General features: G+C 62.7%; 17 protein-coding genes. 6 read left to right on the plus strand and 11 right to left on the minus strand.

Features of this window, described 5'->3' with window-relative positions:
• Positions 1–46: 46 nt before the first annotated feature.
• The 9 genes from panC to dksA form a co-directional block, all read right to left on the minus strand.
• Positions 47–907, minus strand: coding sequence for a pantoate--beta-alanine ligase (panC, locus tag ACMGG8_RS08660; protein ID WP_414159456.1), 861 nt, complete (start codon positions 905–907; stop codon positions 47–49).
• Entirely contained in the window at positions 904–1,704 is an 801-nt protein-coding gene (panB, locus tag ACMGG8_RS08665) for a 3-methyl-2-oxobutanoate hydroxymethyltransferase (RefSeq protein WP_414159457.1), read from the minus strand. The genes panC and panB overlap by 4 nt, the downstream gene beginning before the upstream one ends.
• Positions 1,705–2,099: 395 nt before the next feature.
• Positions 2,100–2,579, minus strand: coding sequence for a 2-amino-4-hydroxy-6-hydroxymethyldihydropteridine diphosphokinase (gene folK / locus ACMGG8_RS08670; protein ID WP_414159458.1), 480 nt, complete (start codon positions 2,577–2,579; stop codon positions 2,100–2,102).
• Between the two features lie 3 nt (positions 2,580–2,582).
• The gene (locus ACMGG8_RS08675; protein ID WP_060841127.1) at positions 2,583–3,980 is read right to left on the minus strand and encodes a polynucleotide adenylyltransferase PcnB; all 1,398 of its coding nucleotides are present in this window, start codon (positions 3,978–3,980) and stop codon (positions 2,583–2,585) included.
• Positions 3,981–4,724: 744 nt separating this feature from the next.
• Entirely contained in the window at positions 4,725–6,152 is a 1,428-nt protein-coding gene (locus ACMGG8_RS08680) for a sigma-54-dependent transcriptional regulator (RefSeq protein ID WP_060844656.1), read from the minus strand.
• 22 nt (positions 6,153–6,174) lie between these two features.
• Complete coding sequence (locus ACMGG8_RS08685) at positions 6,175–9,129, minus strand: sensor histidine kinase (RefSeq protein WP_161799193.1); 2,955 nt, start codon at positions 9,127–9,129, stop codon at positions 6,175–6,177.
• On the minus strand, positions 9,113–9,289 hold the full coding sequence (locus ACMGG8_RS08690) for a hypothetical protein (protein WP_003176118.1): 177 nt from the start codon (positions 9,287–9,289) through the stop codon (positions 9,113–9,115). Before ACMGG8_RS08690 ends, ACMGG8_RS08685 begins: the two co-directional genes overlap by 17 nt.
• A 77-nt stretch (positions 9,290–9,366) precedes the next feature.
• On the minus strand, positions 9,367–10,263 hold the full coding sequence (gene gluQRS, locus ACMGG8_RS08695) for a tRNA glutamyl-Q(34) synthetase GluQRS (protein ID WP_414159459.1): 897 nt from the start codon (positions 10,261–10,263) through the stop codon (positions 9,367–9,369).
• A 140-nt stretch (positions 10,264–10,403) separates the two neighbouring features.
• The gene (gene dksA / locus ACMGG8_RS08700; protein WP_011063504.1) at positions 10,404–10,844 is read right to left on the minus strand and encodes an RNA polymerase-binding protein DksA; all 441 of its coding nucleotides are present in this window, start codon (positions 10,842–10,844) and stop codon (positions 10,404–10,406) included.
• A 342-nt stretch (positions 10,845–11,186) separates the two neighbouring features.
• Here dksA and ACMGG8_RS08705 point away from each other — a divergent pair, with 342 nt between their 5' ends.
• Together ACMGG8_RS08705 and sfsA are read left to right on the plus strand one after the other, a co-directional pair.
• A complete protein-coding gene (locus ACMGG8_RS08705) occupies positions 11,187–12,359 on the plus strand; it encodes a pyridoxal phosphate-dependent aminotransferase (protein WP_060841124.1) in 1,173 nt (390 codons plus the stop codon).
• Positions 12,359–13,072 (plus strand): DNA/RNA nuclease SfsA, encoded by a 714-nt coding sequence (gene sfsA / locus ACMGG8_RS08710; RefSeq protein ID WP_108546543.1) that lies wholly within the window; start codon positions 12,359–12,361, stop codon positions 13,070–13,072. The genes ACMGG8_RS08705 and sfsA overlap by 1 nt, the downstream gene beginning before the upstream one ends.
• Here sfsA and ACMGG8_RS08715 read toward each other — a convergent pair.
• The gene (locus ACMGG8_RS08715; protein WP_060841122.1) at positions 13,069–13,386 is read right to left on the minus strand and encodes a Rieske (2Fe-2S) protein; all 318 of its coding nucleotides are present in this window, start codon (positions 13,384–13,386) and stop codon (positions 13,069–13,071) included. The genes sfsA and ACMGG8_RS08715 overlap by 4 nt on opposite strands.
• A gap of 219 nt (positions 13,387–13,605) precedes the next feature.
• On the opposite strand from ACMGG8_RS08715, the gene ACMGG8_RS08720 reads away from it, so the two are divergent.
• Genes ACMGG8_RS08720 through ACMGG8_RS08735 form a run of 4 tightly spaced genes read left to right on the plus strand, consistent with a single transcriptional unit; the run spans position 13,606 to position 17,170 of the window.
• A complete protein-coding gene (locus ACMGG8_RS08720) occupies positions 13,606–14,481 on the plus strand; it encodes a heme/hemin ABC transporter substrate-binding protein (RefSeq protein ID WP_414159460.1) in 876 nt (291 codons plus the stop codon).
• A gap of 50 nt (positions 14,482–14,531) precedes the next feature.
• A complete protein-coding gene (locus ACMGG8_RS08725) occupies positions 14,532–15,515 on the plus strand; it encodes a FecCD family ABC transporter permease (protein WP_414159925.1) in 984 nt (327 codons plus the stop codon).
• On the plus strand, positions 15,515–16,282 hold the full coding sequence (locus ACMGG8_RS08730; protein ID WP_060841119.1) for a heme ABC transporter ATP-binding protein: 768 nt from the start codon (positions 15,515–15,517) through the stop codon (positions 16,280–16,282). Before ACMGG8_RS08725 ends, ACMGG8_RS08730 begins: the two co-directional genes overlap by 1 nt.
• Positions 16,283–16,303: 21 nt before the next feature.
• The gene (locus ACMGG8_RS08735) at positions 16,304–17,170 is read left to right on the plus strand and encodes a ChaN family lipoprotein (protein WP_414159461.1); all 867 of its coding nucleotides are present in this window, start codon (positions 16,304–16,306) and stop codon (positions 17,168–17,170) included.
• 229 nt (positions 17,171–17,399) lie between these two features.
• On the opposite strand, the gene ACMGG8_RS08740 is transcribed toward ACMGG8_RS08735, so the two are convergent.
• On the minus strand, positions 17,400–18,206 hold the full coding sequence (locus ACMGG8_RS08740) for a Crp/Fnr family transcriptional regulator (RefSeq protein WP_060841117.1): 807 nt from the start codon (positions 18,204–18,206) through the stop codon (positions 17,400–17,402).
• Positions 18,207–18,214: the final 8 nt, after the last annotated feature.

The raw sequence follows: 18,214 nt of genomic DNA on the forward strand, positions 1-18,214 counted from the left end.
GCCGGCGGCAGTTTGCCCGAAGGTTGGGGTTCGGGCAATCAGGTGCTTATGCCGGTGTATCGAGGTCCAGATGCAGGTTGTCGATCAGACGGGTGGAGCCCAGATAGGCTGCGACCAGAATCACCAGATCGCGGTCTTCGGCGGTGGCGGGACGCAGGTTTTTCGCGTGACGGATTTCCAGGTAGTCCCGGCGCAGGCCGGCGTCTTCCAGTTGCTGCTGTTGCTCGGCCAGCAGCTTCGGATAATCGCGTTCGCCACCGCGGATGGCCTGGGCAATCTGCTGCAGGCTCCGGTACAGCGCCGGGGCGATGGCACGCTGTTCCGGGCTCAGGTAACCGTTGCGCGAGGACAGCGCCAGGCCGTCATCGGCGCGTACGGTCGGTTCACCGATGATCTGGATTGGCATGTTCAGGTCATGCACCAGGGCGCGAATGACGGCCAGTTGCTGGTAGTCCTTCTGGCCGAATACCGCCAGATCGGGCTGGACCATGTTGAACAGCTTGCTGACCACCGTGGCCACGCCCTCGAAATGGCCGGGACGGCTGGCACCGCACAGGCCCTCGGACAGTTGCGGCACGCTGACCCGGGTCTGTCCGGCCATGCCGTCGGGATACATTTCTTCGACGCTGGGGGCGAACAGCAGATGGCAGCCGGCTTCGAGCAGTTTTTCCTGATCTGCAGCCAGGGTCCGCGGGTACTTGTCCAGGTCTTCGCCGGCGCCGAATTGCAGCGGGTTGACGAAGATGCTGGCCACCACGAAATCCACGCGCTGAGCGGCCTTGGCCACCAGCGCGGCGTGGCCGCTGTGCAGGTTGCCCATGGTGGGCACGAAGCCGATCCGCTTGCCGTCGCTGCGGGCGCGAGCGACCGCTGCGCGCAATTCGCGCACGGTTTTAACTGTATTCATGCGGAGAACCCGTGTTCGGCGCCTGGAAAGGTAACGGCTTTGACTTCTGCGACGTAGGCGCTCAAGGCCGCCTGGATGCTGTCTTGGCCGGCCATGAAGTTTTTCACGAACTTGGGCGAGCGACCGCTGAGGGACAGGCCCAACATGTCGTGGAGCACCAGCACCTGGCCGTCGGTGGCGCTGCCGGCACCGATGCCGATCACCGGGATCTTCACCGCCTGGGTGATTTCCGCCGCCAGCTCGCTGGGCACGCATTCCAGCAGCAACATGGCCGTACCGGCCTGCTCCAGGGCGATGGCGTCGGCACGCATCTGCCGCGCCTGGCTCTCGTTGCGCCCCTGGACCTTGTAGCCGCCCAGGACATTCACGGTCTGTGGCGTCAGCCCCATGTGCACGCACACCGGAACACCGCGTTCGTTCAGCAGGCGTACCGATTCGGCCAGCCAGGCCGCGCCTTCGATCTTGACCATGTGCGCGCCGGCCTGCATCAGCTGGGCGGAACTGCTCAGTGCCTGTTCGGGGGTGGCGTAGGACATGAAAGGCAGGTCGGCGAGGATCAGTGCCCCGTTGTTGCCGCGTTTGACCGCTGCGACGTGATAGGCCATGTCGGCGTTGCTGACGGGCAGGGTGCTGTCGTGCCCTTGCAACACCATGCCCAGGGAGTCGCCTACCAGCAGGACTTCGACACCGGCCTCACAGCAGGTGTGGGCGAAGGTCGCGTCATAGCAGGTCAGCATGGTGATTTTTTCACCTTTCTGCTTGAGGCTTTGCAGGGTGGTCAGAGTGATGTCTGGCATGAAAAGGGGTCCTCATTTCAGGCGCTTTGGAAACTACTGCGAGTAACGCGCGTGATTCTTCGTTTTTCAGGCGCACGGTCTTTTGTCGTGCTTATACAGCCTGGTTCCAAGCGATTTGAAAGTGCGGCCGGGACTCGTCTTGGCGCTCTTGCGCACATCATTCTGTGCCCAGAAGGTGCTCTGTACCAGCGGGTGCCACCGCCGTTGCACAAGCGTCTTGGCCTAACGTTTCCTGGGGTCGCCGCGAACAAGCCTCGCTTGAATTGCGCCCTTTAACGCCGGGATGGCGGCAACGGGACGCCTATAGTCGTGATGAGGACTCGGGAAGTCAATTAGATGTGTTACCGCCTTGTTACGCCGCGAGTGTTACCGCCGTTACTGATCCGTTTCAGCCCTCAGGCCAGGCGTTCCAGGCCGACAAATGGGCAAGCGTCGAGCAGTGCCTTGAGGCTGCGCCCATCGGCCAGCCGCAACTCGGCAGGGGCCAGTTCCGCCAGGGGATAGAGGACAAAGGGGCGGGCGTGCATGTGGTAATGAGGCACCTTGAGACGGGGTTCGTCGAGCAGACGGTCACCGAACAGGAGGATGTCCAGGTCCAGGGTGCGTGGCCCCCAGCGCTCGTTTCGCTCGCGCCCCTGCTGGTTTTCGATCGCCTGCAGGGCATCGAGCAGCGCCAGGGGGTCGAGGTTGCTGTCCAGCGCCGCCACGGCATTGGTGTAGCGCGGTTGGCCCGGAAGCAGGGAGTCGCTTTGATAGAAGGACGAGACGCCGCGCAGTTGGCTGTCGGGCAACTGCGCCAGGGCCTCGATGGCGCTGCGCAGTTGCTCTTCAGGGGCAGCCAGGTTGCTGCCCATGCCGATGTAGATACGTTCCATCCACTATTCGCCCGAAGCGTTGGAGCCGCCGGCACGCTTGCGCTTGGCGCCGCTGCTGCGCCGGCGTTTGCGAGGGGCACCGCTGGCATCTTCCTTGCCGCTCAGTTCGCGGATCATGTCCCGACGTTCGGCATCATTGGCGTCCTGGTAATCGGTCCACCATTCACCCAGGCCATCGGTCTGCTCACCGGCGCTTTCCCGCAGCAGCAGGAAGTCATAGCCGGCACGGAAACGCGGGTTATCCAGCAGCAGGTCGGCGCGCTTGCCGCTGCGGCGCGGCAAGCGCTCTTGCATGTCCCAGATCTCGCGGATCGGCATGGTGAAGCGCTTGGGAATGGCAATGCGCTGGCACTGTTCGGCGATCAGCTCGTGAGCCGCTTCCTGCATGGCCGGGATCGGCGGCATGCCACGTTCCTGCAGGCGCAGCACCCGGGCCGGCAGGGCCGGCCAGAGCAGGGCGGCGAACAGGAAGGCTGGGGTCACCGGCTTGTTCTGCTTGATCCGCAAGTCGGTGTTGATCAGGGCTTCGCTGATCAGCGTGTGGGTGTAGGTCGGGTTGTATTCCAGGGCTTCGGCGCTGGCCGGGAACAACGGATCGAACAGTTGCAGGTCCACCAGCATTTCGAAGGTGTCGGCAGCGTAGCCGGAGAGGAACAGCTTGAGCACTTCCTCGAACAGGCGCGCCGAGGGGATTTCCCGCAGCATGGGCGCCAGTTCACGGATCGGCGTCGCGGTGTGCTTTTCGATACCGAAGTTCAGTTTTGCCGCGAAGCGCACGGCCCGCAGCATCCGCACCGGGTCTTCCTGGTAGCGCTGGCGAGGATCGCCGATCAGGCGGATCAGGTTGTTGCGAATGTCGTGTACACCATTGGCGTAGTCGAGGATGCGCTCGCTGACCGGATCGTAGTACAGGGCATTGATGGTGAAGTCACGGCGTTGCGCGTCTTCTTCCAGGGTGCCGTAGACGTTGTCCCGCAGGATTCGCCCGCTTTCGTTGCGGGAGGATTGGTTGCTGTCCTCCTCGTCGTCGTTCTGCGGGTGGTTGGCGCGGAAGGTCGCGACCTCGATGATTTCGCGACCGAAGTGAATGTGCACCAACTTGAAACGACGGCCAATGATCCGCGCGTTACGAAACTCGGCCTTGACCTGTTCCGGTGTGGCGCTGGTGGCGACGTCGAAGTCCTTGGGGGTGATGTTGAGCAGCATGTCGCGCACGCAGCCACCCACCAGGTAAGCCTGGTAGCCGGCGTTCTGCAGGCGCTCGACGATATTCACCGCATACCGGCTGAATTGGGCACGTTGCAGCGAATGTTGGCTGCTATTGAGCACTTCAGGGGTGCTGCGTTGGTGTTGCGTACGACGCAAGGGAGAACGGAATGACTGGAACAGCTTCTTCAGCATGGGATGCACTGTTTGAAGGAATGTTCGGCCAAAACGAAGAATGACCGCATGATGGGCCGGGATTCTAGCATTTAGTCGAAGGATGGTGTAGGAAGCTGCCGCGACTTGTGTAGGTCTGCCCAAAACCGCGTGTTACCGGGGCGGCGAGGGTTGCGTCGGGGGGGAATACGAATTGCACAAACCACAAGGGGAGCCGAAGCTCCCCCAGAATAGTTGCGTGCTCTATTTTTATTATTGGTTTTGGGCTTCTTGTTTTTGTTGATCGCCCTCGTCACCTGGTTTACCCAGTGTGACGCTCCCAATCGGGAGCCAAGAGCAAACGGATTGCTTTGATCGCTGAGTTGCAATGACCTTTCGATCCAACCAGTTCAGGCTCTGCCTTAGGGCAGTTTTTGTTGTTCTCGGCCTGGTTGTGGGGCAAGCCCCAAATACAACGCCTCTCCAAAAGAATCAGTTAGCTGCGCCTCCGCCGTGTTGTTTTTATTGTGCGTGAGTCGATTCGTCTTATTTTTATTGTCTTGTGCATTGCTTGTTATTGTTCTTGTACCAAACATATAGCAGGTGCCGTGCCAACTTTTGCGATCCCCAGTAAAACAAGGGGTTAGGAGCCTCTGGCACTGTTATTCAGACGAAAAAAAACCGGGGCTTCGTTACCTTTAGCCCCGGCTTTTGTTACGTCCAATGATGTGGGTAACAGTTTTTTGCATTTTGTCGAATGTCACCCGCACATTCGACAGCCTCGGTTCAGCTTTCGCTGGCGACCCCGCTCTTGCGGCGCGGGATGCCCAGACGCTGGCGCCGCTCCCACAGGCATTTGCGGCTGACCCCAAGCTTGCGTGCCAGCTCGGTCTCGGTCATGTGGTCCTGGTGCTCAAGAACGAAATGCTGGAAGTAGTCCTCCAGGGAAAGGTCTTCCGTAGGTTCGTGGCTGGTGTTACCCGGCTGTGGCGCGAGGCCGACGAAGTCGTCGTCTTCCAGGTCGCTCAATTCGATATCGATGCCCAGCAGGTCAGCTGAGATCTCCGGGCTTTCGCACAAGATCACCGCACGCTCGACTGCGTTCTCCAGCTCACGCACGTTCCCCGGCCAGGAGTAATGACGGATCGCCTGTTCGGCGTCGGCGGCGAACCTCAGGTCCGAACGACCGATGCGCGCACTCTGTCGAGCCAGGAAGGCGTTGGCGATTTCATTGACGTCGGCCCCCCGCTCGCGCAGGGCTGGCAGTTTCAAGGCAATCACGTGCAGGCGGTAGTACAGGTCTTCACGGAACTGGCCGATTTTCGACAGGCTCTTCAGGTCGCGGTGAGTCGCTGCTATCAGGCGCACGTCGACTTTTTGCGACTGCACCGAACCTACCCGGCGGATCTCGCCTTCCTGCAGGACGCGCAGCAGGCGGGCCTGGGCTTCCAACGGCAGCTCGCCGATTTCGTCAAGGAAGAGGGTGCCGCCGTCTGCCGCTTCCACCAGGCCGGCACGACCGGCACTGGCGCCGGTGAAGGCACCTTTCTCGTGGCCGAACAGTTCGGATTCGATCAGGGTTTCCGGGATGGCAGCGCAGTTCACCGAGATCATCGGCGCCTTGGCGCGCTTGGACAGGTTGTGCAGCGCCCGGGCCACCAGCTCTTTGCCGGTGCCGGATTCGCCCTGGATCAGGACATTGGAGTCTGTCGGCGCGACCTTGCGGATCTTGCTGTACATGTCCTGCATGGGCGGACAGGAACCGATGATGCCGATTTCACCGTTGCTGTTGCCGGCAACGGCCTTGTCCGCGGTCGCCCCGGCCTTGCCCGCAGGGCGATCTGGCGCTGCGTTCTCGGCGCTTTGCCGATCCCGAAGGATTCGCGCCACGGCCTGGAGCATCTCATCGTGGTCGAAAGGCTTGGCGATGTAGTCCACCGCGCCCATCTTCATCGAGTCCACGGCTGAGCGCAGGCTGGCGTAGCTGGTCATGATCAGCACTGGAGTGCCCTGGCCGAGCTTGATCAGTTCGGTGCCCGGAGCACCCGGCAGGCGCAGGTCACTGACGATCAGATCGAACGTGGGGATGCTGAAGCGTTCCTGGGCTTCCTGCACTGAGCCGGCTTCGCTGACCTGATACTGGTTGCGTTCCAACAGACGGCGCAGGGCGGAGCGGATAATGGTTTCGTCTTCGACGATCAGAATATGCGGCATTGATTCAATTCTCTCGACGGTCTCAGTTCACAGCGGACGTCGCTTCGACATGACGCGGCAAGGTCACCCGGATACGGGTGCCGCGCTGGCTTTGTAGATCGGCCGGGCTGTCGATGGTGATTTGTCCATAATGCTCTTCAACGATGGAATAGACCAGTGCAAGGCCCAGTCCGGTGCCTTCTCCAGGGTCCTTGGTGGTGAAAAACGGTTCGAACAACCGGTCCATGATGTTCTTGGGAATGCCGCTGCCTTCGTCCTCCACGATCAGGTCGACCGTGTGCTCGAAAGCCTCGCTCTTGACGCGTACCGCGCTGCCGGGAGGGGAGGCGTCTCGGGCGTTGGAAAGCAGGTTGATCAGCACCTGGGCGAGGCGCTGAGGATCGCCATCAACCCAGTGGTCGGGATCGCACAGATTGAAGAACTGCACTTCGAAATTGCGTCGGTTCAGGGCCAGCAGGCCAATGGCATCCTGAGCGACTTCGGCCAGGCACACGGCTTCGTCGTTGTGCTGGTGGCTGCCGGCGTGGGCGAAGCTCATCAACGACTGCACGATGCGCGAGATGCGTTTGGTCTGTTCGAGAATCTGCTCGCTGATCTCCGTCAGTTCGCCGTCCTCCTCGCGCTCTTCCCGCAGGTTCTGCGCCAGGCAGGCAATGCCGGTGATCGGGTTGCCGATCTCGTGAGCGACCCCGGCGGCCAGGCGCCCGATGCTGGCCAGGCGCTCGGAGTGCACCAGTTTGTCTTCCAGGGTCTGGGTTTCGGTGAGGTCTTCCACCAGCAGCACCAGGCCGCTGTTGCCCGGGGCCAGGGGCTCGTCGATGGCCGCCTTGTGCAGGTTCAGCCAGCGGGTCTGGCCATCGAGGGCCAGGTGCTGCTTGTGCAAGTGTTCGTCCGGCAGATTGATGAAACCTTGCAGCAAATCCTTCCATGGGTTGGCGATGGTGCTCAGGCGCGACCCCACCACGTGTTGCGCAGGAATGCCGGTCAGCTCCTCCATGGCCTTGTTCCACATCAGGATTTCTTGGTCCTTGGCCAGGGAGCAGACACCCATCGGCAGTTCCTGCAGGGTTTGCCGGTGGTAGCGACGCAGGGCATCGAGTTCGGCTGCCAGGCCGGTCAGGCGCGAGTGATAGTCCTCCAGCCGGCTTTCGATGAAGTGGATGTCCTCGGTGACGTAGTTTTCTCCGCCAGCCTTGTAGGGCAGGAAGGTCTCTACCATGTCCTGGGCAACACTTGGTCCCATCAGCCCCGAGAGGTTGGCTTCGATGCGGTCCCGCAGGCGCCGCAAGGCGTAAGGCCGACGCTCGTCGAAGGGCAGGTAGAGGTCGCGCAGGGCCTGTTCCACTTCCTTTTGCGCGGCCTTGGCTCCCAGCGGCTTGGCCAGTTGGGTGGCGAACTCCTGGGGCGAGGCGGCATGCAGCTCCCGTCGTTGCGGGCGCCGCACGTTGTCCACGGCGCAGGCTTCGGCGGCGCTGGCTTCCTCGCTGCTGGCGTTGGTGAACAGCGAGATCAGGGTGAACATCAGCACGTTGGCGGCCAGCGACGCGATGGCTGCCATGTGCCAGCTGGTGTCGTCGAGGACGTAGATCATGTTCAGCAGCGGGATATAGAAACCCTGCAGGTTGCCGATCAACGGCAGCAGCATGGTCACCAGCCACACCAGGATCCCGGCCAGTAGCCCGGCGATGAATCCACGCCGGTTGGCGGTCGGCCAGTACAGCACCGACAGCACGCCCGGCAGAAATTGCAGGGTGGCGACGAAGGCGACGATTCCCAGATTGGCCAGGTCCTGCTCGGCCCCCAGCAGCAGATAGAAGGCATAGCCGGCCATGATGATGGCGACGATCAGGGCGCGGCGGGTCCATTTCAGCCAGCGATAGATGTTGCCTTCCGCCGGCGGCTGATAGAGCGGCAGCACCAGATGGTTCAGGGCCATCCCCGACAAGGCCAGGGTGGTGACGATGATCAGGCCGCTGGCTGCGGAAAGGCCACCGACATAGGCCAGCAGGGCCAGGGCCGGGCTGTTGGCGGCAATGCCGATGCCCAGGGTGAAGTATTCCGGATTGGTGGTGGCGCCGAGTTTGAGTCCGGCCCAGAGAATCAGCGGCACCGCCAGGCTCATCAGCAGCAGGAACAGCGGCAGGCCCCAACTGGCGCTGACCAGGGCGCGGGGGTTGAGGTTTTCGGTAAAGGTCATGTGGTACATGTGCGGCATGACGATGGCCGAGGCGAAGAACACCAGCAGCAGAGTGCGCCATGGACCTTCTTGCAGGGGCGTATGCAGCGCAGCGAGGGCGGTCTGGTTCTGCAGCAGCCAGAGCTCCAGCTGTTGCGGCCCATCGAAAACCCCGTACAACGCATAGAGGCCGACGCCGCCGATGGCGATCAGTTTGATCACCGATTCAAAGGCGATGGCGAACACCAGGCCTTCGTGCTTTTCCCGGGTCGCGATGTGCCGGGAGCCGAAGAAAATCGTGAACAGGGTGATCAGCGCGCAGAAGCTCAGCGCCACGCGGTGCTGCACCGGCTCATGGGTGAGGATGCCGATGGAGTCGGCCACCGCCTGGATCTGCAGAGCCAGCAGGGGCAGGACCCCCACCAGCATGAAGATGGTGGTCAGGGCGCCGGCCCAGGTGCTGCGAAAACGGAAGGCGAACAGATCCGCCAGGGATGACAGCTGGTAGGTGCGAGTGATCTTGAGGATCGGATAGAGCAGCACCGGCGCCAGCAGGAAGGCACCGGACACCCCCAGGTAGCTGGAGAGAAAGCCGTAGCCGTATTGATAGGCCAGGCCCACTGTGCCGTAGAAGGCCCAGGCGCTGGCATAGACCCCCAGCGACAGGGTGTAGGTCAACGGGTGGCGAATGATCGAGCGCGGAATCATGCCGCGCTCACTGATCCAGGCCACCCCGAACAGCACCAGCAAGTAGGCGGCGCTGATCAGGATCATCTGGGTCAGGCTAAAGCTCATCGGCATCTTTTTGGCTCTGCAGGATGAAGGTCACGACGATCAGAATCAGCCAGAGCAGATACGGGCGATACCAGGCGCCAGTAGCATCGATCCACCAATCCATGATGGCGGGGGAAAACAGATAGATCCCCACTACCAGGAGCAGGACCAAGCGATAGATGTACATCTCGGCCTCTCTTTATTGTCTGCGTGCCCGAAAACGTGCGGCGATGGTAACGGATGGGCGCCAGGCTGCAAGGGGCGTCAGCTCAATTGCGCTTCCGGCAGGCTCGGCGTGCGGGGAATCAAGCTGGCATCCCAGTGCGCGATGCCCCAGCGCATGATCTCGGCCACGCTGGCACCGGCCAGTTCGCTTGGCGGTTTCTGCCCCAGGGCCCGCAGCGCCCGCAACAGCAAGGGCGGCGCCTGATCTTCGGTCAGTGGCGGCGAGCGGTAGGACTTGCCCAGTTTGTGGCCGTCCGGCTGAGTGATCAGTGGCACATGCAGGTAGCGCGGCTGGGACAGCCCCAGCAACTCCTGCAGGTACAACTGACGCGGTGTGGAGTCCAGCAGGTCCGAACCGCGGACGATGTCGGTGACGCCTTGCCACGCATCATCCAGCACCACGGCCAATTGATAAGCATAGAGGCCATCCCGGCGCTGGATCACGAAGTCCCCCACATCCCGGCCCAGGTGCTGGTGGTACTCGCCCTGGACCCGGTCGGTGAAGCGGTACTCCAGCTCCGGCACGCGCAGGCGGATCGCTGCATGCTCCCGGGCATGGCCGAGGTTGCGACACAGGCCCGGGTAGATGCCGTGGTAGGGCTCCAGCTGTTTGCGTGAGCAGGTGCAGGCATAGGCCAGGCCCTGGTTGAACAAGCGGTTGAGAACCTCGGCATAGGCCGCGTGGCGCTCGCTCTGACGGACCATGTCGCCGTCCCATTCAAAGCCGTAGCTTTCCAGGGCCTTGAGGATCGCCGCCTGGGCGCCGGGCTCTTCCCGGGGCGGGTCGAGGTCTTCCATGCGCACCAGCCAGCGGCCGCCGACGGCGCGGGCATCCAGGTAGGACGCCAGGGCCGCCGCCAGCGAACCGAAGTGCAGGTAGCCACTGGGGGTGGGGGCGAAGCGCCCGATGTACGAGGAGGATGTGCAGGCAGTCATGGAGCGGATGTTACTTCGTCTGGCCCCCGGGCGACGATGTCTTCGGGGGGGAGCGCTTTCGCGAGCGGGCTCGCTCCTGCAGGGAGCGGCGGAAACGAAAACGGAGCGTGGGTACGCTCCGTTTCAGGTTCAGTCGGCGATTATTTGCCGACCTGTTTTTCCTTGATTTCCGCCAGGGTCTTGCAGTCGACGCACATGTCGGCGGTTGGGCGGGCTTCCAGACGGCGAATGCCAATCTCGACGCCGCAGGATTCGCACCAGCCGTATTCTTCGTCTTCGATCAGTTGCAGGGTCTTGTCGATCTTCTTGATCAACTTGCGCTCGCGATCACGGGCGCGCAGTTCAAGGCTGAACTCTTCTTCCTGGCTGGCACGGTCAGCCGGATCGGGGAAGTTGGCCGCTTCGTCTTTCATGTGATCAACAGTGCGGTCGACTTCCTGCATCAAGTCCTGTTTCCACTTGTTCAGGATCTTGGTGAAGTGTTCGCGCATGGGCTTGCCCATGTACTCTTCGCCCGCAGTTTCAACATAAGGTTCAAAACCGCTGATCGATTGAATCTGTTGCTTTGCTTGGGTGGGCATGAATGGACCGCCTCTACTCTTGTAATCCATTGCGCAGGATTGCTCCATCTCCGACACTTGCCGGCCCTGCGGCTGCAAGCGGGCGAACTTACCAGATCAAACCAGAGCGCGCTACTCCCGGTTGTCGAGCCTATGTCGTGTATCGCTCATGGATACGGGAAAAGTCTGACACGGCCTGTTGAACGGTTCGTTCAATCATTGATTTTAGTCAAATCTGCGGGTTCTGTTGGCGCCGGTTGGCTAAGGTAGCAGACCGCGTGAACGGCTCCGGGTTCTCCCTGGCTTCTCTGGATGGGTAGAATCGGACTTTTTGCTTCCCCACCTTGTAATGAAGGAAGGCTAATGGCTCTGCCCTACAGTGCGCGCAGTCGCGCTATCGAACCTTTCCATGTCATGGCCCTGCTGGCTCGCGCCAATGAGCTGCAAGCGGCGGGACACGATGTGATTCACCTGGAGATCGGCGAGCCGGACTTCACCACCGCCGAACCGATCATCAAGGCCGGGCAGGCCGCGCTGAGTGCCGGCAAGACCCGCTACACCGCGGCCCGGGGCATTCCCGAGCTGCGCGGGGCCATCTCCGGGTTCTACCAGCAGCGTTATGGCCTGGATATCGACCCCGAGCGGATCATGATCACCCCCGGAGGCTCCGGCGCCCTGTTGCTGGCCAGCAGCCTGTTGGTCGACCCGGGCAAGCACTGGCTGCTGGCAGACCCGGGTTATCCGTGCAACCGGCATTTTTTGCGCCTGGTGGAAGGCGCCGCGCAACTGGTGCCGGTAGGTCCGGACGTGCGTTATCAACTGACGCCGGATCTGGTGGAGCGCTATTGGGACCAGGACAGTGTCGGAGCCCTGGTGGCGTCTCCCGCGAACCCCACCGGGACCATTCTCAGTCGCGATGAGCTGGCGGGCCTGTCCGCGGCGATCAAGGCGCGCAATGGGCATCTGGTGGTGGATGAGATCTATCACGGCCTGACTTACGGCACGGACGCTGCCAGTGTTCTGGAAGTCGATGACAGTGCGTTTGTGCTGAACAGTTTTTCCAAGTATTTCGGCATGACCGGCTGGCGCCTGGGGTGGCTGGTGGCACCACCGGCGGCGGTGGGCGAGTTGGAGAAGCTGGCGCAGAACCTCTACATCAGTGCACCCAGCATGGCCCAGTACGCGGCCCTGGCCTGTTTCGAGCCGGAAACCATCAGCCTGCTGGAGGAGCGTCGCGCCGAGTTCGGGCGCCGTCGGGACTTTCTGCTCCCGGCCTTGCGCGAGCTGGGCTTCGGTATTGCCGTGGAGCCGGAAGGAGCGTTCTACCTGTACGCCGACATCAGCGCCTTTGGTGGGGATGCCTTTGCCTTCTGTCGGCACTTCCTGGAAACCGAGCACCTGGCCTTCACTCCGGGTCTGGATTTTGGACGTCATCAGGCCGGTCACCATGTGCGCTTTGCCTACACCCAGAACCTGGCGCGCCTGCAAGAAGCCGTGGCGCGCATCGCCCGTGGCCTGCAGAGCTGGCAAGGCTGATGCGCTTCGATCCGGCCCTGGAGGAAGGGCGTCTGTTGCGGCGCTACAAGCGTTTCCTGGCGGACATCGAAACCGCAACCGGCGAGTTGCTGACCATCCACTGTCCCAATACCGGCTCGATGTTCAATTGCATGGTCGAGGGCGGGCAGGTGTGGTTCAGCCGCTCCAATGATCCCAAGCGCAAGCTGCCGGGAACCTGGGAAATCAGTGAAACCCCGCAGGGGCGACTGGCCTGCGTCAACACCGGACGGGCCAATGGGCTGGTCGAGGAGGCGCTACGCGCCGGGCTGATCAGCGAGTTGCAGGGCTTTACCGGCCTCAAGCGCGAGGTGCCCTATGGGCAGGAGAACAGCCGCATCGACTTTCGCCTGGATTACCCTCATGGCCCGGCCTATGTCGAGGTCAAGAGTGTCACCCTGGGATTCGACGGTTCGCCAGTGGCGGCGTTTCCCGATGCGGTGACCCAGCGCGGTGCCAAGCACTTGCGTGAGCTGGCGAGCCTGGCCCGGGAGGGGGTACGGGCGGTGTTGCTGTACTGCGTCAATCTGTCGGGCATCGAAGCCGTGCGTCCGGCCGAGGAGATTGATCCGGGTTATGCCGCCGCATTGCGTGAAGCGGTGGCGGCCGGTGTCGAGGTACTGGCGTACGGCGTGCGCCTGACCGCGCAGGAAGTCTGTATCGACCGGCGCCTGGACGTGCGGTTGCAGGGCTAGATATCGACCCAGATACCCTGGCTGTCTTCCCGGCAGCCGATGGCCTGCAGAAACTGGCCGGCGCAAGGGCCGGCCACGCACTCGCCGCTTTCAATCAGAAACAGTGCGCCATGGGTGGCGCACTGGATCAGGCTGGCGCTGGGGTCGAGAAACTGCTCGGGCTGCCACTCCAGGGGAACGCCGCGGTGCGGGCAGCGGTTGGCATAAACGTAAGCCTGGCCTGCTCGACGCACGGCAAACAGCTTCAAGCCCTCTAACTGGAAACCGCGGCTGCCGGCCTCGGCCAGCTCAGTCCCTGCGCAAAGAAATTTCATGGCTATCCTCTTGGTCCTAAGGCTCTGGGCCCGGGCTGTCACAGTTCTTGGCCGACGCCAGGATGAAACATGTCGGCGCTTGACGGCTAAATGAAAACAATTATCAAATGGCCGCCTCGCCCGGCACGGCGTGCTTGCTCCTTTCGATGCCAGCTCTGTCTGGCATGTCACATGGACAGTCGCTTCGCGGGCCTCACTGCTATCAAAGGAAATCTACTTATGCGCCTGAGTGCCAGCGCCCTCGCGTTCTGGGTCGCACTGCTGGTGAGCCCGTGGGCCGCCGCCGAGGAGTTGCCGCAGCGTTGGGTCAGTGCCGGGGGCGCCTTGTCCGAGTGGGTGGCGGCCCTGGGGGCGGAGCCGAAGCTGGTAGGGGTCGATACCACCAGCCAGCACCCGGAGTCGCTCAAGGCCTTGCCGAGCATCGGCTATCAACGGCAGCTGTCGGCGGAAGGCATTCTCAGTCTGCGCCCGGATATTCTGGTGGGTACTGAAGAAATGGGCCCGCCGCCGGTGCTGGCGCAGATTCGCAGTGCCGGGGTCAAGGTCGAGCTGTTTTCTGCTCAGGCCGACCTGCCGACCTTGCAGCGCACCCTGCGCCAGTTGGGGCAACTCCTGGGGCGCGAGGATCAGGCCGGGCAATTGTTCAGCACCTATCAGCAGCGTCTTGAACAGCAGCGGGCCTGGGTCGCACGAGTGCAGGAGCAGCAGGCGGCGCCTGGAGTGCTGTTGCTACTGGGGCACGCGGGAGGCAAGCCGCTGATCGCCGGCAAGGACACGGCCGCGGACTGGCTGTTGCAACAGGCCGGCGCGCGCAACCTGGCGACCCATAGCGGTTACAAGCCGTTTTCGGCGGAATCCCTGGCGGGACTGAATCCTCAGGTGCTGGTGTTCTCCGACCGCAGCCTGAGTGGCGATGCGGCCCGCGTTGCGTTGTTCAAGGAAAGTCCGGTGTTGGCCTCCACTGCCGCGGCCAAGGCGGGGCGGGTGGTGGAGCTGGATCCGACCTTGCTGGTGGGCGGCCTGGGGCCGCGTCTGCCGGATAGTCTGAAACGCCTGGCAGCGGCCTTCTATCCTCAGGCCAAGCCGGCCCCATGAACCGCCTGGTCAAACCTCGAACGCTGTTTCTCGGGCTTGGCGCCCTGTGTGTGTTGGCTATCTGGCTGTCCCTGGCGCTGGGGCCGGTCAGCCTGCCCTTGATCGATACCTTGCGTGCTGCCTTGCGCCTGCTCGGGCTACCCATCGATGGGCAGGGGCTGGAGCAGGCAGAGTTGATCCTTGGACAGATCCGCTTGCCACGGACCCTGCTCGGTCTGGCGGTAGGCGGGGTGCTGGCGCTGTCCGGCGTGGCCATGCAGGGGCTGTTTCGCAACCCCTTGGCCGATCCCGGATTGGTGGGTGTATCCAGTGGGGCGGCGTTGGGGGCGGCGATCGCCATTGTCGGCGGCTCGATGTTCGGCGGCGTGCCGGAATCTGTTGCGCCCTACCTGCTCTCGCTCTGTGCCTTTCTCGGCGGGCTCGGGGTAACGGCACTGGTCTATCGCCTGGGCCGGCGCAATGGCCAGACTCACGTGGCGACCATGCTGCTGGCGGGGATCGCCCTGACTGCCCTGGCCAGTTCGGCGGTGGGCTTGTTCACCTACCTGGCCGATGACGCGACCTTGCGTACCTTGACCTTCTGGAACCTCGGCAGTCTCAACGGTGCCAGTTATCAGCGCTTGTGGCCGTTGCTGCTGGTGACGGTGCTGGTGGCCCTGTGGTTGCCTCGCAGGGCCAAGGCGTTGAATGCGCTGCTGCTGGGCGAATCGGAAGCCAGGCACCTGGGCATCGATGTCGAAGGGCTCAAGCGGGAGCTGGTGTTCTGCACCGCCCTGGGCGTGGGGGCCGCGGTGGCTGCGGCAGGCATGATCGGTTTCGTTGGCCTGGTGGTGCCCCATCTGGTGCGTCTGTTGTCGGGACCTGATCACCGAACCCTGCTTCCGGCATCGATCCTGGCGGGGGCCAGTCTGTTGCTGCTGGCCGATCTGGTGGCGCGCCTGGCGCTGGCGCCGGCCGAGTTGCCCATTGGCATCGTCACCGCCTTTATCGGCGCACCGTTCTTTCTCTACCTCTTGCTGCGAGGGCGTGCCTGATGTTGCGAGTCGAGAATCTGCATGTGCGGCGCGGGGGCAAAGAGGTGCTGGTGGGGATCGATCTGCAGCTGCTGCCCGGGCAAGTGCTGGGGGTGCTGGGCCCCAATGGTGCCGGTAAAAGCAGCCTGCTTGGGGCCTTGAGCGGCGAGCTGACGGCGCATCAGGGACGGGTGCTGCTGGATGAGCGGGAGATGGCGCAATGGCAGGGGGCGGCACGGGCGCAACGTCTGGCGGTATTGCCCCAGGCGTCGAGTCTGGATTTTGCCTTTCGGGTCGAGGAAGTGGTGGCGCTGGGACGCCTGCCCCATCACAGCGGTCGTGCGCAGGATGCACAGATCGTCGACGCTGCCCTGGAGGCCGCCGATGTGGCTCATCTGCGAGGGCGCAGCTACCTGGCGTTGTCGGGGGGCGAACGCCAGCGGGTGCACCTGGCGCGGGTCCTGGCGCAATTGTGGCCAGGACAGGCCGGGCATCATTTGCTGCTGGACGAACCGACTTCGGCCCTCGACCCGTTGCACCAGCACGTCACCTTGCAGGCCATCCGGGCATTTGCCGATCGGGGCGTTGCGGTGCTGATCATTCTCCATGACCTGAATCTGGCGGCGCGTTACTGTGATCGGGTGTTGCTGCTGGAGGGCGGGCACCCCCATTCCCTGGGCGTGCCGGCCGAAGTGCTGCGACCCGAGCCACTGAAGGCGGTCTTTGGCCTGGAGGTTCTGGTACAGAAACACCCTGAGCGTGGGCACCCGCTGATCATTGCCCGTTGACCCGTCACCCGGAGAACCTTGATGCGTAGACTGCCGCTTGTGCTGTCAGCCCTGTTGCTCGCGGCCTGTCACGGCAGCCCGGAGCCAGTGCCGCCGCCCGTGGTGCCGGACCCGGGCAGCATCCTTGATCTGCGTACGGGGCAGGCGCTGAGTCCGGAGGAATTGGTCGAGCGCCTGGCGCAAGCGCCCCGGCTGATCGTCGGCGAGCAGCACGACAATGCCGATCATCACGTTTTGCAACTCTGGCTGCTGCGCTCGCTGGCCATGGAACGCCCTCAGGGCAGCCTGTTGCTGGAAATGCTCAATCCCGATCAGCAGCTCCGCGTCGATGAGGTCAAGCGTGAGGCGGCCGGGCAGCGCTTGCCTGATGACTTGATCAAGGCGTTGGCCTGGCAACCGGGTTGGGATTGGGGGCTGTATGGGCCGGTGGTGGGCTATGCCCTGAGACAGCCTTATCCCTTGTTGGCAGCCAATCTGGATCGTCAGGAAATACGCCGGGTCTATACCCAGGCGCCGGTTCTCGGTGGCATGCAGAGCAATGCTTTGTCCGTGACCCAGGCGTTGTCGGAGCAGATTCGTCAGTCCCACTGTGGCTTGCTGCCGGAGACCCAGGTGCCGGCGATGTTGGCGGTGCAGCAGCAACGGGATCGGCGCATGGCCGAGCGATTGCTGGCGGCGCCGGTGCCGGCCATGTTGCTGGCGGGGGCCTTTCATGGGCGCCGTGACCTTGGGGTGCCCCTGCACATGGCTGATCTGGACCAGAGCCGGCCAGTCGTGGTGTTGCTCCTGGCGGAGCGGGGGAGCAGGGTGCCCGCTGCCGCGGCGGACTATGTCTGGTACACACCGCCTCAGCCAGCCAAGGATTATTGCGCGCAACTGAAGCCCTGATCGGCGGTACTGTTTCACGGGCAAAAAAAGACCCGGCAAGAGCCGGGTCAAATAACCGTGATTAGCCTGATGAGGAGATAATCTGAGAGTCCGAACCACTGGTCTTCCAGGTTATCGACTGATCTCGCGACCAGTTGTGATAATCATAACGATTCTCATTTCGAAGTCAACCAGGCTTTTCCAGTTCCTGCGCATTTTTGTCAAACGCTTGTTTGGATTCTCGGTGAGGCTATCCCTGGACCTGGCTGTTCAAGGCCATGAGGCGGGTCACTTCCTTGTTCAGCAGGTCAATGCGGCGGGCCATGCTTTCGATCAGGCTGTGGGCAATGCGCGGATTGCTCTGGGTCAGGCTGAGAAAGTGCTCCTTGGGGATCAGCATGATCGTGCTCGGTTCATTTGCAATGACGCTGGCACTGCGCTTTTCTCCGGTGAAGACCGCCATGGCGCCGAAGATTTCATCCTTGGGCACGTCGCCCACTTTGTGCCCGTCGACAAAGGCTTCGGCATGGCCTTCGAGAATCACGAACACGTGATCGGCGTCATCCCCCTGGGTAATCAGCACTTCTCCCGGCTCCACCCGCTTGAAGCCGTTGTTGCTGCGCAACTCCGGCGGCTTCAGGCGGGCTATGGCATCGCAGAGCAGGGCGGTCTGGCCGATCAGGTACTGCAGCAGCCATTCCGAGCGCTGTTCGTCAGCGTAGATATGACGGAACACCTCGGTCCGCAGATAGGGCGTCAGGCTCAGTGGCACATCGCAGCTCAGTTGGCACTGCGGGTGCTCGATGCCTCGACGTAGCCCTACCAGGTCACCTTCATGCAGGTAGAACAGCGGGCGCTGTTCAACGCTGGCCTGGATCACGCCCCTGTCCAGCAGGAACAACTGATGTTCGGGCAAGAGTCCCGACAGATCCGCCGCAGGTTCAATTTCCAGCGTTGCGCCGCAGGGAGAAAGGCCCTCCAGCAACTGGGCCGGGATACTTTGCAGTCGGTTGATCAAGGCATCGGCGTAGGCCGGTTGTTCCCCCATCAGATACATAAGGTTCT

It is taken from the genome of Pseudomonas sp. BNK-45, from assembly GCF_047456255.1.
In the GTDB taxonomy this organism is placed as follows: domain Bacteria; phylum Pseudomonadota; class Gammaproteobacteria; order Pseudomonadales; family Pseudomonadaceae; genus Aquipseudomonas.

Excerpts from the sequence above, each read along its gene's own strand:
- panC (WP_414159456.1), bottom strand. The coding sequence starts at position 907 with ATGAATACAGTTAAAACCGTGCGCGAATTGCGCGCAGCGGTCGCTCGC.
- panB (WP_414159457.1), bottom strand. The coding sequence starts at position 1,704 with ATGCCAGACATCACTCTGACCACCCTGCAAAGCCTCAAGCAGAAAGGT.
- folK (WP_414159458.1), bottom strand. The coding sequence starts at position 2,579 with ATGGAACGTATCTACATCGGCATGGGCAGCAACCTGGCTGCCCCTGAA.
- ACMGG8_RS08675 (WP_060841127.1), bottom strand. The coding sequence starts at position 3,980 with ATGCTGAAGAAGCTGTTCCAGTCATTCCGTTCTCCCTTGCGTCGTACG.
- ACMGG8_RS08680 (WP_060844656.1), bottom strand. The coding sequence starts at position 6,152 with ATGCCGCATATTCTGATCGTCGAAGACGAAACCATTATCCGCTCCGCC.
- ACMGG8_RS08685 (WP_161799193.1), bottom strand. The coding sequence starts at position 9,129 with ATGCCGATGAGCTTTAGCCTGACCCAGATGATCCTGATCAGCGCCGCC.
- ACMGG8_RS08690 (WP_003176118.1), bottom strand. The coding sequence starts at position 9,289 with ATGTACATCTATCGCTTGGTCCTGCTCCTGGTAGTGGGGATCTATCTG.
- gluQRS (WP_414159459.1), bottom strand. The coding sequence starts at position 10,263 with ATGACTGCCTGCACATCCTCCTCGTACATCGGGCGCTTCGCCCCCACC.
- dksA (WP_011063504.1), bottom strand. The coding sequence starts at position 10,844 with ATGCCCACCCAAGCAAAGCAACAGATTCAATCGATCAGCGGTTTTGAA.
- ACMGG8_RS08705 (WP_060841124.1), top strand. The coding sequence starts at position 11,187 with ATGGCTCTGCCCTACAGTGCGCGCAGTCGCGCTATCGAACCTTTCCAT.
- sfsA (WP_108546543.1), top strand. The coding sequence starts at position 12,359 with ATGCGCTTCGATCCGGCCCTGGAGGAAGGGCGTCTGTTGCGGCGCTAC.
- ACMGG8_RS08715 (WP_060841122.1), bottom strand. The coding sequence starts at position 13,386 with ATGAAATTTCTTTGCGCAGGGACTGAGCTGGCCGAGGCCGGCAGCCGC.
- ACMGG8_RS08720 (WP_414159460.1), top strand. The coding sequence starts at position 13,606 with ATGCGCCTGAGTGCCAGCGCCCTCGCGTTCTGGGTCGCACTGCTGGTG.
- ACMGG8_RS08730 (WP_060841119.1), top strand. The coding sequence starts at position 15,515 with ATGTTGCGAGTCGAGAATCTGCATGTGCGGCGCGGGGGCAAAGAGGTG.
- ACMGG8_RS08735 (WP_414159461.1), top strand. The coding sequence starts at position 16,304 with ATGCGTAGACTGCCGCTTGTGCTGTCAGCCCTGTTGCTCGCGGCCTGT.
- ACMGG8_RS08740 (WP_060841117.1), bottom strand. The coding sequence starts at position 18,206 with ATGTATCTGATGGGGGAACAACCGGCCTACGCCGATGCCTTGATCAAC.